Origin of the sequence: Aeromicrobium sp. UC242_57, from assembly GCF_044452305.1 — a bacterium.
Classification (GTDB): domain Bacteria; phylum Actinomycetota; class Actinomycetes; order Propionibacteriales; family Nocardioidaceae; genus Aeromicrobium.
The window spans coordinates 583,929-597,475 of sequence record NZ_JBIOAM010000002.1 but is presented as its reverse complement, the minus strand read 5'-3'; the positions used below and the strand labels follow the sequence as shown (position 1 = coordinate 597,475).

The window sequence follows — 13,547 nt, the reverse complement described above, 5'->3', positions numbered from 1 at the left end:
AGCTTCCCCGCCGACCGTCCTCGTCGTCTGCGTTCAACGCCTGCGATGAGGCGGTTGGTGGCGGAGACTCATGTGCAGCCGTCCCAGCTGATCCTGCCGATGTTCGTGGCAGAGGGGCGCACCGAGCCGCGGCCGATCTCGAGCATGCCCGGCGTCGTGCAGCACACCCGCGACACCGCCCGACGGGCCTACGCCGAGGCCGCCGAGGTGGGCCTTGGCGGGGTCATGCTGTTCGGTTGCCCGAGCGCAAGGACGCGGTCGGCTCGGGGGCGCTCGATCCTGATGGCATCCTCAACGTCGCGCTGGCCGATGCTCGCGCCGAGGTCGGTGACGACCTGCTCGTGATGGCCGATCTGTGCCTCGACGAGTTCACCGATCACGGCCACTGCGGTGTGCTCGACGACCGGGGTCGGGTCGACAACGACCGGACGGTCGAGATCTACGCCCAGATGGGGGTCGTCCAGGCTGAGTCGGGTGCCCACGTCGTCGCACCGAGCGGGATGATGGACGGTCAGGTCGGTGCGATCCGCTCGGCCCTCGACGCAGCAGGTCACGACGACGCGGTGATCCTGGCGTACGCCGCCAAGTACGCATCGGCCTTCTACGGTCCGTTCCGCGAGGCCGTCGACTCCTCGTTGCAGGGCGATCGCAAGTCGTACCAGCAAGATCCGGCCAATGGTCGTGAGGCGATCCGCGAGACCCTGCTCGACATCGAGGAGGGCGCCGACATCGTCATGGTCAAGCCGGCGCTGTCGTACCTCGACCTGATCGCCGACGTGCGCGCTGCCGTCGACGTGCCGGTGGCCGCCTACAACATCTCCGGCGAGCTCGCGATGGTCGAGGCCGCCGCGGCGAACGGCTGGATCGATCGTGAACGGGCCATCGACGAGATCATCATCTCGATCCGTCGCGCGGGCGCCGACATCGTGCTGACGTACTGGGCCGCCGAGCTCGCCGCCCGCCTGGCGCGCTGATCCCCCACCCGCACCGCTAGTACCGAGGTTGTTTGACGGCCTCTGCATACCCGGTATACAGTCATGTCCGAGCGGTGCATACCGGGTATAGGGAGAGCGAACATGTCGATCCGTCACAGCTTGATGGCGTTGCTGAAGCAAGGACCGCGCCACGGTTATCAGCTCCGCGCGGAGTTCGAGGCGCGCACCGGAGGTACCTGGCCGCTCAACGTCGGGCAGGTCTACACGACCCTGCAGCGTCTGCAGCGAGATGGTCTAGTTGACGTTGTGGGCGAGGCTGATCATGACGGTCGTATTGCCTATCAGCTCACCGCGACCGGACAGGCCGACGTGGATGCCTGGTTCATCAGCCCGGTCGACAAATCTGGTGACCCGCGGGGTGGCTGTCGATCAAGCTAGCCCTGAGCGTCGGGATGGACGGCGTCGACGTGCCCGCGATCATCCAGACCCAACGGGCCGCGACGCTGCGCCAGCCAGGACTACACCCGGCTCAAGCGCCAAGCTGACGACACGAACGATCTTGCGTGGGAGCTCGTGCTTGAACGACTGATCTTCTCGGCTGAGTCGCAGGTCCGCTGGCTGGATCATGTCGAGTCCCGAGTGAGTCGCGCCAATCCTCCGACCCAGGCCGCCCCAGCCCGGCCGGTGCAGGTCGACAGCAGTCAGGTGAACGCATGAGCGAGGTCGTGCTGGAGCTGCGCGCAGTGAGCCGCGTCCACGGCGAGGGCGCCGCCGAGGTGCACGCGTTGCGTGACGTCGATCTGCGCCTGATCGAAGGCGAGCTGGTCGCCATCATGGGACCGTCTGGCTCGGCAAGTCCACCTTGCTGACGATGGCCGGCGGACTCGACCGGCCGACTGAGGGCGAGGTGGTCGTGGAGGGTCAGAGCCTGGGGCAGGCGACGGCCAAGCAGCCCGCGGCGATGCGCCGACGCAGCGTGGGCTACGTCTTCCAGGACCTCAACCTCATTCCGACCCTCACCGCAGCCGAGAATGTGGCCCTGCCGCTGGAAGCTCGACGGGATGTCTCGGCGGGCGGCGCGGCGCAGTGCATCCAAGTCGCTGGAGGACGTCGAGATGGATGGCCTCGCCGACCGGTTCCCCGACGAGATGTCTGGTGGTCAGCAGCAGCGCGTCGCCATCGCTCGAGCTCTGGTCGGCCCACGTCGCGTGCTCCTCGCTGATGAGCCGACCGGCGCGCTCGACTCGCAGACGGGAGAGGCCGTGCTCGAGGTGCTGGCGCAAGCGCATCGACCGCGGCGCAGCAGGGCTGATCGTGACCCACGACGCCCGGCACGCTGCGTGGGCTGATCGCATCATCTTCCTGCGCGACGGTCGCATCACCGACTCCACCGCGTCGGAGCAGTCGGCAGAGACGCTGCTCGTCACCGGTCGGCACGTGTGAGTCAGTTCTCCGCCTCATGGCGCGTTGCCCTGCGCGCGGGTCGTCGCGACGTGCTGCGCTCGAAGGGACGCAGTGCGCTGATCATGACCATGGTCGGCGCCCCGGTGCTGCTCACCGTGATGCTGACGTCGATCGTCGCGTCCAACGAGATCAGCTCGGCAGAGGGCCTTCGCGACCAGCTGGGCTCGGCCCAGGCGGCGGCCACCTATGTCGGAGGCAGGGTCGAACAGCTGCCCGACGGAATCGACATGGCACGGTACGAGGGCGGGACGCAGTGGGAGACCACCGACGAGCAGGCCGCGTCGTTGGCGGGGCTGGTCGACGGGCGCGTCGATGTGGTCGAACGGGGATTCGGCACGACCGTCGTGATCGACGGCAAGGGTTACCGCAGCGAGTCACTGGCGTCGACGGTTCGAGCCCAGCTACCCGAGGTCTTTTCCGGTTGGACTCGGGACGTGTGCCTCGCACCAAGGACGAAGTTGTCGTGTCACAGCGCCTGGCCGAGGAGGGGGCCGTTGTCGGTTCCACGGTCAAGGCCGGCCGGAACCACGCCCTCGAGGTGGTGGGGGTAGGGCGGATCGGCACGGTCACCCGCGGGGGAGACCGGCAGACGGTCATGACGTTGCCGGGAGTTCTACCAGCTGCGGATGGCGCATCATTTCTGATCGATCGCGCTGCGCCTGTGACGTGGGACGACGTCAAACGGCTCAATCGCCAGGGGTTCCTCGTCACGTCTGAGCACGTGCTGGCCCACCCGCCAGCTGAGGCTGAGCTCTACCCTGACACGCTGGTGATGCAGTCGGAAGGTGATGCCGCACTCCGGGGCGTCCTGGCGATTGTGGTGACCGCGATCGTGCTGGAAGTCGTGCTGCTGGCCGGTCCTGCCTTCGCGGTCGGAGTGCGCCGACAACGGCGCGATCTGGCCTTGCTTGCCGCCACCGGGGCGTCGCCGACGCAGATTCGCCGGGTCGTGCTGGGCCAAGCGCTCGTGCTCGGGATACTGGCCTGCCTTGTCGGCGCCCTGCTGGGTGCTGCGTTGTCGGCGCTGGTCGTGTGGCTCGGTCCTTCCGTGGTTCCGAAGGTGGAGTCGGCCCCTTCGAGATGCAGTGGCCGTACGTGGCAGCGGCGATCCTGCTCGGCTCCCTTGCCTCGGTGGGAGCCGCGCTCGTTCCGGCCCGTCAGGCGGCGAGGCAAGAAGTGGCTGCCGTGCTAGCTGGCCGCCGCGGGACTGTCAGGTCGAGTCGAGGGTGGCCCGTCGTCGGTATCGTCCTGGTGGTGGCGGGACTCGCCGCATGTTTCACCTTCGGCACCCGGCCCGGAGGGGAGATGGCCGTGGCTGCCTCGACCATCGCGATCGTCTTTGGAGCGGTGTTCTTGACGCCGCTCGTCATCGGCGCGGTGGCCCGAGCCGGCGGATGGCTGCCGCTGTCGTTGCGGCTCGCCCTGCGTGACACGGCGAGGCACCGCGCGCGAAGTGCGCCGGCGATTGCCGCAGTCATGGCGTCGGTCGCAGGGATCACGACCCTTCGCGATCGGCTCCTCGAGCGATTTCGAGCAGAGCCGCCGGGACTATCAGTACCAGCAGCAAGCCGGACGCATGACGATCAATGCCCAACCGGACGTTCTCGAGTCCGCCGTGGCTACTGCCACGAAAAGCTGCTGGTGGGCTCGTGTTCACGCCGATCGGCTCCGCCGGTGTCGAGTCCGACTCGGGAGAAGACAGCACCTGGGTCTACGCCAAGTCGTCCGAGATGTACTCGGGTCCGACCGATGTGGTCGTCGGCGATGCGGACGCAGCACGCGAGTGGGGCGTCCGGCTCGATGCTGCCGGTGAGGCGGCGCTGTCCTCTGGAACGGCGGTGGTCGGTGACCCCGACGCCATCAACCCGGACGGCAAGGTCGTGCTCGAGGTCGAGGGCGGCGAGGAGACGCAGCAGGTGTCTCTCCCCGCTGTGCTGGGCGACCTCGGCACAGGTGGCGTGCCCAGCGGACCCGAGCCCAGGCTCGGCCTGGTCCTCGTCTCGCCCCAGACCATGAAGTCCGTCGGCGTCCCGTGGGAGTCACGGCGCGCGATCTCCGCGCTCGGTGCCCCAATCCAGAGCGAGGCGGTCGAGGCGCGGGTCCAGCGAGCCGTGTCGGGGCTGGACTCGATTGGCGGTGGAGCGTACGTCGAGCGCGGCTTCCAGGAGTCGTTCGCCTTGCCATTCCTCGCGCTTCTCGGCTTCGGCGCCGTGGCGGTCCTGGTCGGGACGATGACTGCGACCGGTCTGGCGCTGAGTGATGCCCGGCCTGACTTCTCGACGCTCGCCGCGGTGGGGGCTGCACCACGCACGCGCCGTCTGGTGGCTGGCGCGCAGGCGATCGTGCTGGCGACCCTGGGCACCTTGCTCGGCATTGCCGTGGGTTTCGCGCCGGGGATCGCGGTGACGTGGCCGCTGACCAGCGAGAGCTATGTGTCGGGCGTGGCCGAGCAGGTCGGTCCCATCATCCAGGTGCCGTGGCTGCTGCTCGGTGCCATCGTGGTGGTCGTCCCGCTGATAGCGGCGCTGGCGGCCATGATTTTCACGCGCAGCCGGTTGCCGATCGTGCGGAGGCTGGCCCAGTGAGCCGGGGAACTCTTGCGCATCGTCGGAGGCTCATCGCCAAGCGTCGGCTGGCCGAGCTCATCGCGGTCCGCCGCACGGCTCAGGTCATGCAGCAGCATCGCAGAGGCTGACGGGCACATGACGAAGGCCCGACCCAGGGGAGCGGGCCTTCGTCAGGCTGTCGTGCTGATCAGGACAGCAGGTCAGTGACGCACTTGAGGATTCCGGCGACGTCGAGACTCGAGATGCCGGTCGCCAGGCACTTGGCCTTGGCCTCGGCCCAGGTCAGTGTCGCCGAGCCGGTCGATCCGCCGTCTTCTTCTGTCGTGGTGCCGGTGCCGTCGCTGACGACGCCGCCCACGAGACCTGACAAGCCGCCGCTGGAGCCGTGGCCGCTGTCGGTACCACCGCCGCTGCCGCCCGTTCCGCCACCACCGCCGGTCGATCCACCGCCGCCAGTACCGCCACCGCCGGTGGATCCTCCGGTGCCACCGCCCGTGCCGCCACCGGTAGTCCCGCCACCGGTTCCGCCGCCCGTCGAGCCGCTCTCACCCTTCGACGGCTTCGGCTTCTTGGCAGCCTTCTTCTCGGCCTTGGCGGCTGCCTTGCGCTCGCTCGAGGTCAACGTCTGGTCATTCGACGAAGAGGTCAGCACCGGCGCGGTCGAGAAGCCGTCGGGAGACTGGGTGAAGTCACCCCTGTGCGTAGGCGGCCGAGATCTTGAGCACCAGGTCGACGTAGGAGTCGGAGTGGTTGTAGCGCTTGACGGCGGTCGCGGCGCCCGTCGGTGTCGATAGGTCGCCCTCGCCGGCACACAAGTAGATGCCAGCCGATGTCGCAGCATCGTCGATGTCCTGCGGATTCTTCTTGTCGTCGTTGTCGGAGTCGACGCCGACGGCCTCCCACGTGCTGGGGATGAACTGCATCGGACCGACGGCACGGTCGAGGACCGGGTTCTTGTCGAGGGTGCCGTTGTCGGTGTCTGTGATCTTCGCGCGGCCGTCGCGGCCGTCGAGCAGGGGACCGTAGATGCCGGGCTTGGCGGTGCCGTCGGCAGTCGAGTGCGCATTTCCGCCGGTGCGACCGTGGTTGGACTCGACCCGTCCGATCGCGGCAACGAGGTTCCACGGCAACTTGCACGCCTCGTCGGCCTTGCCCAGCAGGCTCTCGGCCCGGCGGTAGGCGTACAGCGCGGGAGGCGGGGATGCCATTGGTCGACAGCGTCGAGATCGTGCCGACGGTGCCGGCCCGCGGGTCGACGCCCTCAGGTGACTGCTGCACGCTGGCCGGCTGCTCGAAGGCGGTGGCCGGCACGGCGGGGATTTCGTCGTCGGCCTTTCCGCCCGTCGCCGTCGCCAGCTCGGAGTTGGTCAGCATGGCTCCCCACACGCCGACCAAGAGTGTCATCGGAACAAGGGCGCTGGCCTTTTGCCAACGCGTGGCTTACGAGTTTCCCATTAGTCGTACCCTCCCAAACGGCGCCACCCACGCGCCACGGTGCTGAATCAGTGCCGTATGTAACCAGATGTTACGTCAGTCGGCGCGTGATGCGTACCCCCACAGACATCCCACTAACGAGTCAGATGGCGTCGAAGTTACGCGCACCTGACGCCGCTGTCGCCCCGAATTGGACGCGAGAGACAATGGACCGGTGACGTCCTACCCGCATCTCAGCAGTTGTTCGACCGTGCACGCGCCGTCTCGCCGGGCGGCGTCAACTCTCCCGTCCGGGCCTTTCGTGCTGTCGGAGGGACACCGATCTTCATGGCGAAGGGCAAGGGCGCCTGGCTGACCGACGTCGACGGCCGTCGATACGTCGACCTGGTCGGCTCGTGGGGGCCGATGCTGCTCGGGCACGCACACCCCGAGGTCATGGCGGCCGTGGGTGCGGCGGTCGCGCACGGCACGTCATTCGGCACCCCGAGCGCTCCCGAGGTGCTCCTGGCCGAGGAGATCGTCGGACGCACGTCGGCCGAGAGCGTCCGCATGGTGTCGTCCGGCACCGAGGCGACGATGTCGGCGATCCGGCTCGCACGCGGTTTCACGGGGCGCGACAAGGTCGTCAAGTTCGCCGGCTGCTATCACGGTCACGTCGATGCGCTGCTGGCCCAGGCCGGCTCGGGCGTCGTGACCCTCGGGCTCCCCGAGACCCCGGCGTGCCGTCGCACGTCACCGCCGACACCATCGTGCTGCCCTACAACGACCGGGCCGCAGTCGAGGCCGCATTCGCCGAGTACGGCGACCAGATCGCCTGCCTGATCACCGAGGCAGCCGCCGGCAACATGGGCGTCGTCCCCCGCTGCCGGGCTTCAACGAGTTCCTGTCGCAGATCTGTGGCCGTCACGGCGCGCTGTTCATCAGCGACGAGGTCATGACCGGCTTCCGGGTCACCCGCTCAGGGCACTGGGGTCTCGACGGTCAGCAAGAAGGCTGGGCACCTGACCTGGTGACGTTCGGCAAGGTCATGGGCGGCGGCTTCCCCGGCCGCGGCCTTCGGTGGCCGCCGCGAGGTCATGGAGCAGCTGGCACCGGTCGGCCCCGTGTATCAAGCCGGCACCCTGTCGGGCAACCCGGTCGCCACGACCGCCGGACTGACCACCTTGAAGCTCGCCGACGCCGATGCCTACGCGCGTCTCGACGCCGCCTCCGCGCAGCTCCAGCAGCCGTGCGTGAAGCGCTCGACGCGACCGGGTTGGCGTACACGATGCAGAACGCCGGCAACATGTTCAGCGTCTTCTGGGGCACCGACGGTCCGGTCAACGACTTCGCGGCGGCGCAGCGACAGGAAGCGTGGCGCTACAAGCCGTTCTTCCACGCGATGCTCGACGCCGGGATCTACCTGCCGCCGAGTGCTTTCGAGTGCTGGTTCGTCTCGGCCGCACACGATGAGGACGCACTCTCTAGAATTGCAGCGGCACTCCCGGGTGCCGCGCTCGCTGCTGCCCAAGCCAAGGAAGATTCATGACTCGAACCATCGTGCACCTGATGCGGCACGGCGAGGTCCACAACCCGCTCGGCGTTCTCTACGGCCGCATCGCGGGCTACAACCTGTCAGATCTCGGGCACGAGATGGCTGCCAAGGTCGCCGACTCGCTCAAGAGCAACGACATCACCCATCTGGTGTCATCGCCGCTCGAACGCGCGCAGCAGACGGCGCAGCCGCTGTCCGACATCCTCAAGCTCGACATCCAGACCGACGAGCGGGTCATCGAGGCCGGCAACAAGTTCGAGGGCGTGACCTTCGGAACGGGTGAAGGATCGCTCTGGCGTCCCAAGAACTGGTGGCTCGTGCGCAATCCCATGAAGCCGTCGTGGGGTGAGCCCTACGTCGAGATCGCTGCCCGCATGCGCGCGGCGATCCGCGATGCGCTGGAGGTCGCCCGCGGCCACGAGGCGGTCATTGTCTCGCACCAGCTGCCGGTCTGGACGGCGCGGCGAGCCTACGAGAAGGCCCGGTTCGCTCACGATCCCCGCAAGCGTCAGTGCTCGCTGGCCAGCCTGACGTCGTTGACCTTCGAGGACGACACCTTCACCGGACTTCAGTACAGCGAGCCGGCGGGAGACCTGATCCCCGACGCGCTGAAGAAGAAGTTCGTGGGCGGGGCCTGAGCGCAGATGATGTTCACGACCCGCGGTCGGACGCTGCGCCTTGCCGCCGCAGCAGGTGTGCTGGCGCTGCTGGCCGCCTGCTCGGGCGAGACCGGCACCGGCGGTTCCACCAGCGGCTTCGTCAGCCCGACCGGCGGCATCACCAAGGTCGCTCAGGCCGACCGCAAGGACGCGCCGGTCATCGAAGGAGTCGACCTCGACGGCAAGGAGCTGTCGTCGGAGTCGTTCGACGGCAAGGTGCTGGTCGTCAACGTGTGGGGATCATGGTGCGTGCCGTGCCGCAAGGAGGCACCCGCTCTGCAAGAGGTCTCCGAGCAGTACGCCGACAAGGGCGTGCAGTTCCTCGGCGTCAACGTGCGCGACAACGCCGCCTCGGCCAAGAGGTTCGAGGAGACGTACGGCGTCACCTATCCGAGCCTCGACGACCCCAGCCAGAAGAGCCTGCTGGCCTTCAAGGACAGCCTGCCTGCCCAGGGCATCCCCACGACCTGGATCATCGATGCTGATGGCAAGGTCGCCGTGCGCATCTTCGTCGACAACGTCACGCCCACCACCCTGGCCGGACTGATCGACGACGTCATCGCGGGCTCGGCGTGAGCATGAGGCCGATGTGATCGACTGGATGACCGAGACTGTCGGCTCAGGCAGTCTCATCCTCGCTGCGCCCATCGCGGTGCTCGCGGGACTCGTGTCGTTCTTCTCGCCGTGCGTGCTGCCGCTGCTCCCGGGCTACTTCTCGTACATGACCGGCGTCGGAGTCCAAGATCTCGAGTCGACGAACCGCGGGCGCATGCTGCTCGGCTCGTCGCTGTTCGTGCTCGGCTTCAGCGTCGTGTTCGTCTCCGGCGGGATGCTGTTCGGCTCGATCGGCCAGGAGCTGTTCCAGTACCAGCGACAGATCTCGATCGTCATGGGCGTCGTCGTGATCGTGCTGGGCCTGGCGTTCATGGGCTTCATCCCGCTGATGCAGCGCGAGATCAAGGTCCACGCAGTGCCGGCCGTGGGCCTCGGCGTCGCCCCGCTGCTCGGGGCGCTGTTCGGCCTCGGCTGGATCCCGTGCGTCAGCCCCACCCTCGGAACCGTCCTGACCCTCGCCAACAGCGAGGGCACCGCAGCGCGTGGCGCCCTGCTGTCGTTCATCTACTGCCTCGGACTCGGCATCCCGTTCATCGTCGCTGCGCTGGCCTTCGGTCGGTTCATGCGGGCCATGACGTGGGTCAAGCAGCACCAACGCGCCATCTCGGTCGCCGGTGGCCTGATGCTCGTCGCTGTCGGCGTCCTGCTCGTGACCGGCCTGTACGACCAGATGGTCGACAACCTGCGTGGCTCGTTCGGCACCGGATCGGTGGCCATATGACCGTCACACACCTGAATGAGGACAACGCATGAGCCAGAATGCGGTCAGCGAGCTGGGCCGTCGTGAGTTCACCCGATGGTTCTGGCGCCAGCTGACGTCGATGCGCACCGCGCTGTTCCTGCTGCTGCTGCTCGCGATCGCGGCAGTGCCCGGATCGCTCGTCCCACAGCGGGGCGTCGACGCACGGGCGGTCGAGACCTACTTCCTCGACCATCCGACCAGCGCACCGATCCTCGACAAGCTGGGCTTCTTCAGCGTCTACAGCTCACCGTGGTTCAGCTCGATCTACCTGCTGCTGATGGTGTCCCTGGTCGGGTGCATCCTGCCGCGCACCTTCGTGTACTTCCGGGCCATGCGGGCCAGGCCGCCCAAGGCCCCGCGCAACTTCGCCCGGCTGCCGGCATCGGCATCGTTCGAGACCTCGGCCTCCGACGACGAGGTCATGGCCGCAGCACAGCGCGTGCTGGGCCGGTCCCGGGTCGACGTCGTCGACCGTGACGGTGTACGTGAGCTGAGTGCCGAGAAGGGCTTCGGGCGCGAAGCCGGCAACCTGGTGTTCCACGTCAGCATCGTCGTCGTGCTCGTCGGCGTCGCCTTCGGCAGCCTGTTCGGCTATCGCGGCTCGGTCATCGTGACCGAGGGCGACGGATTCTCCAACGTCCTGAGCCAGTACGACGAGTTCAGCTCAGGCGCACTGTTCAGCGCCGACGACCTGCCGCCGTTCTCGCTGTCGCTCGACAAGGTCACGGCCCGCTTCCAGCCCTTCGGCAGCCAGCAGGCCGGAGCGCCCCGCGAGTTCCGTGCCCAAGGCACCTACATCACCGGTCCCGGCAAGCCCGACAACGACTTCGACATCCAGGTCAACCACCCGCTGACGATCGGCAGCACGTCGGTCTACCTGGTGGGTCAGGGCTACGCGCCGGTGCTCAAGATCACCGACGCCGACGGGAACGTCGAGTTCGAGGATGCCGTGGCCTTCCTGCCGACCGACTCGACCTACACGTCCAACGGCGTCCTGAAGCTGCCCGACGCCAAGCCCGACCAGCTCGGCTTCCAAGGCTTCTTCCTGCCGACCGCGGCCGACCAGAACGGGATCTCGATCTCGGTCCATCCCGCGGCCGCCAACCCGATCGTCTCGTTCAACGTCTGGCACGGCGACCTGGGGCTCGACGACGGCAGCCCGCAGTCGGTCTTCATCCTCGACAAGTCCAAGCTCAAGCAGTATAAGGACGCCGACGGCAAGAACGTGCGCATCAGCCTGAGCCCCGGCCAGGTCGACGACCTGCCCGGCGGAGGGACGATCGAGTACGTCGAGACCGCACAGTTCGCGCGGTTCCAGATCAGCTCGGCCCCGTTGGTCAAGGTGCCGCTGATCGGGATCGTCGCCGGTCTTCTCGGCCTGATGGCATCGCTGACGATCAAGCCGCGACGGACCTGGATTCGGTCGCGCCGCGAGGGCTCACGTACCGTGGTAGATGTCGCCGTACTGGATCGCGTGCCCCGCGATGACCTACCCGCCGACCTGGACAATTTCCTCGAGCAGTTCAAGGACGAGCTCGGCGATACGGAGGACAGAGCATGACGCTCGAGAACTACGCACAGATCTCCAACTACGCTGTCGCCTCGGCGACGATCGTGCTGGCGCTCGCCTTCGTCGCGTACGTCGCGCAATGGGGTTTCGCGCGCGGCGTGGCACCTGACCGCGAGCTCGTCGCCGCTGGCGGCGGTGAGGCGCCGCCGTCCGCACCCGTCGAGCGCAGCAACATGGCCGGCGGGATCGGCCTGTCGCTGTCGACCCTCGCCGCGGTGATCCTGTTCATCGGTCTGCTGACCCGTGGTCTGGCGGCCGAACGTGTGCCGTGGGGCAACATGTACGAGTTCGGCTGCGCGGCGACGTTCGCCGCGTTGCTGGTGTACCTGCTGCTCGAACGCGTCTGGGATATCGAATGGGCCGGACCGTTCATCACCGGTGTCGGCACCGTCGTGCTGGGTGCCTCCGCGATGGTCTACGTCCCGGCTGGCCCGCTGGTCCCGGCGCTGCACTCGTACTGGCTCGTCATCCACGTCTTCAGCGCGATCATCTCCGGTGCGGCCTTCCTGGTCGGCGCCGCCGCCTCGGTGCTCTACCTGGTCAAGTCGCGGGCCGAGCGCAACACCCCCGACGGCGAGCGCACCGGCTTCCTGTGGCGCATCCCGTCGTCGGCCAAGATCGACCAGGTCGCCTACCGGGTGCACGCCTTCGCGTTCCCGATCTGGACGTTCGCGGCCCTGATCTCCGGGCCCATCTGGGCGCAGTACGCGTGGGGCCGCTACTGGGGCTGGGACCCCAAGGAGGTCTGGGCGTTCATCACCTGGGTCGTCTACGCCGGCTACCTGCACGCCCGCGCGACGGCCGGCTGGAAGGGCAAGGCTGCGGCCATCATCGCCCTCATCGGCTTCGCGACGTTCGTGTTCAACTTCGTGGGCGTCAACCTCTTCGTCGGCGGGATGCACTCTTACGCCAAGTAACCTCGCCTCCCCGCGCCGTCGGTTTCCCACGAGACCTGGGGTCTTTGGCACGCACCGGGCGTTACAGCGCGGGGTGGGTGCCAAGGTCGCTGGGTAGGTGGACGGTCCCGGGTCAGGAAAGCGGGATCACTGTGCCGTTGCGGGTGTAGAGCCGGCGTGACCGCTCGAGATCGGACGCGATCCGGGCTGCGGTCTGCTTGGCCTTCATGCCGCTGAGGTCGTGCCACCCCCCAACGGCTCATGCCTGCCTGCTGTGCCCGCATGGCGTCCTCGCGACGCTTTTCCGCGTAGGCGATGTCCTGGGGTGTGCGGGGATCGCTCGGGATACCGCCGTACTTGACTTTTCCGTCGAACTCGCCGAGATGGTGGTACTCCAGCCACCCGAAGTCGCTGAAGCCGATCAGCCGACCATCCTCGTCGTCGACCCGCACCTGAAGATCGGCCTGCGGCAGGCCCTCGCGCCGGAACAGGAATCGCGACCGGGACTCGCCGGGCGACTCCGCTCGTCCGTCCGCGAGCCTCGTCGCGAAACGCGCCCGTCGCGACCCCGGCCAGTTCCACCACAGGGCGCCGAGATCGGTGAGCTCGTCGAGCGACGTGAGCGCCAGGTGCAGGCCTGAGTCGAGGGTCACGATCGCTGACTCCACGGTGTGGCGGGTGCTGGCCTCGAACATCGCCCGAGCAGGTCGGGTCACCAGCATGCCGTCGACCTCGACGAGGTCTTCGTCCTTCAGCACCTTGCCGACGTGGTGGACGATTCCGTACTCGGTGCGTCCCGCCGCGCCGTCGAGTCTCGTCACGTGGATCTTCGTCAGGTCAACGCCGTACATCGCAATGCCATGGACGGCGCATGCGGACTCGTGGCTGATGGCCACGCTTCTCAGCTTGTCGGCGACCGACCGGACGTCGATGACGTGCTGCTGCTCGGTGCTGAGGCGGCTGAACTCGGCAGCGTAGACGTAGACGCCGTGGCGGCGCCGCAGGAGCAGCTTTGCGTGCACGGCCGAGCGGATGTCGCGGTCGTTGTAGCCCTGAGAGAGGAACTGCGCCCGGGTGACATAGCCGCGGCCGGTGACGGTCAGGTGGTCGAAGGTCATGCCCTCATCGTTC

The 13,547-nt window shown here is 67.8% G+C and carries 12 protein-coding genes and 4 pseudogenes; 13 read left to right on the top strand and 3 right to left on the bottom strand.

The window, feature by feature from the left end; translation table 11 throughout:
- Positions 1 to 45 precede the first annotated feature (45 nt).
- The 7 genes and pseudogenes from hemB to ACHMWU_RS08420 all read left to right on the top strand — a co-directional run.
- Positions 46 to 908, top strand: a pseudogene (gene hemB, locus ACHMWU_RS08450) (porphobilinogen synthase); the annotation flags it as partial.
- Positions 909 to 1,076: 168 nt separating this feature from the next.
- Entirely contained in the window at positions 1,077 to 1,373 is a 297-nt protein-coding gene (locus tag ACHMWU_RS08445; RefSeq protein WP_396042746.1) for a PadR family transcriptional regulator, read from the top strand.
- Between the two features lie 87 nt (positions 1,374 to 1,460).
- Positions 1,461 to 1,652 (top strand): annotated as a pseudogene (locus tag ACHMWU_RS08440) (PadR family transcriptional regulator); the annotation flags it as partial.
- A pseudogene (locus ACHMWU_RS08435) lies at positions 1,649 to 2,378 on the top strand (ABC transporter ATP-binding protein). The pseudogenes ACHMWU_RS08440 and ACHMWU_RS08435, both read left to right, overlap by 4 nt.
- On the top strand, positions 2,375 to 2,950 hold the full coding sequence (locus ACHMWU_RS08430) for a hypothetical protein (protein ID WP_396042743.1): 576 nt from the start codon (positions 2,375 to 2,377) through the stop codon (positions 2,948 to 2,950). Before ACHMWU_RS08435 ends, ACHMWU_RS08430 begins: the two are co-directional and overlap by 4 nt.
- Positions 2,863 to 3,591, top strand: a complete 729-nt coding sequence (locus tag ACHMWU_RS08425) for an FtsX-like permease family protein (protein WP_396042741.1) — start codon at positions 2,863 to 2,865, stop codon at positions 3,589 to 3,591. The genes ACHMWU_RS08430 and ACHMWU_RS08425 overlap by 88 nt, the downstream gene beginning before the upstream one ends.
- Before the next feature lie 457 nt (positions 3,592 to 4,048).
- On the top strand, positions 4,049 to 4,984 hold the full coding sequence (locus ACHMWU_RS08420) for an FtsX-like permease family protein (RefSeq protein ID WP_396042739.1): 936 nt from the start codon (positions 4,049 to 4,051) through the stop codon (positions 4,982 to 4,984).
- A 169-nt stretch (positions 4,985 to 5,153) separates the two neighbouring features.
- On the opposite strand, the gene ACHMWU_RS08415 is transcribed toward ACHMWU_RS08420, so the two are convergent.
- Together ACHMWU_RS08415 and ACHMWU_RS08410 are read right to left on the bottom strand one after the other, a co-directional pair.
- Complete coding sequence (locus tag ACHMWU_RS08415; protein ID WP_396042737.1) at positions 5,154 to 5,618, bottom strand: hypothetical protein; 465 nt, start codon at positions 5,616 to 5,618, stop codon at positions 5,154 to 5,156.
- Between the two features lie 37 nt (positions 5,619 to 5,655).
- On the bottom strand, positions 5,656 to 6,174 hold the full coding sequence (locus ACHMWU_RS08410; RefSeq protein ID WP_396042735.1) for a lytic transglycosylase domain-containing protein: 519 nt from the start codon (positions 6,172 to 6,174) through the stop codon (positions 5,656 to 5,658).
- 415 nt (positions 6,175 to 6,589) lie between these two features.
- Between ACHMWU_RS08410 and hemL the strand changes: the two are divergent.
- The 6 genes and pseudogenes from hemL to ccsB all read left to right on the top strand — a co-directional run bounded on the left by hemL (position 6,590) and on the right by ccsB (position 12,437).
- A pseudogene (gene hemL / locus ACHMWU_RS08405) lies at positions 6,590 to 7,928 on the top strand (glutamate-1-semialdehyde 2,1-aminomutase).
- Complete coding sequence (locus ACHMWU_RS08400) at positions 7,925 to 8,572, top strand: histidine phosphatase family protein (RefSeq protein WP_396042733.1); 648 nt, start codon at positions 7,925 to 7,927, stop codon at positions 8,570 to 8,572. Before hemL ends, ACHMWU_RS08400 begins: the two are co-directional and overlap by 4 nt.
- Positions 8,573 to 8,578: 6 nt before the next feature.
- Complete coding sequence (locus tag ACHMWU_RS08395) at positions 8,579 to 9,169, top strand: TlpA family protein disulfide reductase (RefSeq protein WP_396042731.1); 591 nt, start codon at positions 8,579 to 8,581, stop codon at positions 9,167 to 9,169.
- A gap of 25 nt (positions 9,170 to 9,194) precedes the next feature.
- Positions 9,195 to 9,929, top strand: a complete 735-nt coding sequence (locus ACHMWU_RS08390; protein ID WP_396042728.1) for a cytochrome c biogenesis CcdA family protein — start codon at positions 9,195 to 9,197, stop codon at positions 9,927 to 9,929.
- 28 nt (positions 9,930 to 9,957) lie between these two features.
- The gene (locus tag ACHMWU_RS08385; RefSeq protein ID WP_396042726.1) at positions 9,958 to 11,511 is read left to right on the top strand and encodes a cytochrome c biogenesis protein ResB; all 1,554 of its coding nucleotides are present in this window, start codon (positions 9,958 to 9,960) and stop codon (positions 11,509 to 11,511) included.
- On the top strand, positions 11,508 to 12,437 hold the full coding sequence (ccsB, locus tag ACHMWU_RS08380) for a c-type cytochrome biogenesis protein CcsB (protein WP_396042723.1): 930 nt from the start codon (positions 11,508 to 11,510) through the stop codon (positions 12,435 to 12,437). The genes ACHMWU_RS08385 and ccsB overlap by 4 nt, the downstream gene beginning before the upstream one ends.
- Here the strand turns inward: ccsB and ACHMWU_RS08375 are convergent.
- A complete protein-coding gene (locus ACHMWU_RS08375; protein WP_396042720.1) occupies positions 12,425 to 13,534 on the bottom strand; it encodes a type IV toxin-antitoxin system AbiEi family antitoxin domain-containing protein in 1,110 nt (369 codons plus the stop codon). The genes ccsB and ACHMWU_RS08375 overlap by 13 nt on opposite strands.
- Positions 13,535 to 13,547: the final 13 nt, after the last annotated feature.

Coding starts and splice junctions, on each gene's coding strand:
- ACHMWU_RS08395 (WP_396042731.1), top strand. CDS start 8,579: ATGATGTTCACGACCCGCGGTCGGACGCTGCGCCTTGCCGCCGCAGCA.
- ACHMWU_RS08445 (WP_396042746.1), top strand. CDS start 1,077: ATGTCGATCCGTCACAGCTTGATGGCGTTGCTGAAGCAAGGACCGCGC.
- ACHMWU_RS08400 (WP_396042733.1), top strand. CDS start 7,925: ATGACTCGAACCATCGTGCACCTGATGCGGCACGGCGAGGTCCACAAC.
- ACHMWU_RS08375 (WP_396042720.1), bottom strand. CDS start 13,534: ATGACCTTCGACCACCTGACCGTCACCGGCCGCGGCTATGTCACCCGG.
- ccsB (WP_396042723.1), top strand. CDS start 11,508: ATGACGCTCGAGAACTACGCACAGATCTCCAACTACGCTGTCGCCTCG.
- ACHMWU_RS08385 (WP_396042726.1), top strand. CDS start 9,958: ATGAGCCAGAATGCGGTCAGCGAGCTGGGCCGTCGTGAGTTCACCCGA.
- ACHMWU_RS08410 (WP_396042735.1), bottom strand. CDS start 6,174: ATGGCATCCCCGCCTCCCGCGCTGTACGCCTACCGCCGGGCCGAGAGC.
- ACHMWU_RS08390 (WP_396042728.1), top strand. CDS start 9,195: ATGACCGAGACTGTCGGCTCAGGCAGTCTCATCCTCGCTGCGCCCATC.